General features: G+C 67.8%; 1 protein-coding gene. It reads left to right on the forward strand.

The features are described 5' to 3' along the window. Positions 1–40: 40 nt before the first annotated feature. Positions 41–270 (forward strand): hypothetical protein (locus OO57_RS47150; RefSeq protein WP_158715399.1); only part of this gene is annotated, 230 nt, incomplete at its 3' end.

The following is a 270-nucleotide window of genomic DNA, read 5'->3' on the forward strand; positions in this document are numbered from 1 at the left end:
GTTGTTGGAGGAGGGGGGTGTGCGGGTGCGGAGGTTGCGGGTGAGTGATGCGTTCCATTCGGGGTTGATGGACGGGGTGCTGGAGGAGCTGGGTTCGGTGGTGGGTGGGTTGTCGTTGGGACGGCCGGTGGTTCCGGTGGTGTCGACGCTGACGGGTGTGATGGATGAGGGGCAGTGGTCGGATCCGGGGTACTGGGTGCGGCAGGTGCGGGAGCCGGTGCGGTTCCTGGATGCGGTGCGGGTGGCTGAGGGGTGGGGTGCGGGTGTGTT

Source organism: Kitasatospora phosalacinea (genome assembly GCF_000717185.1).
Lineage (GTDB): Bacteria > Actinomycetota > Actinomycetes > Streptomycetales > Streptomycetaceae > Kitasatospora > Kitasatospora phosalacinea_A.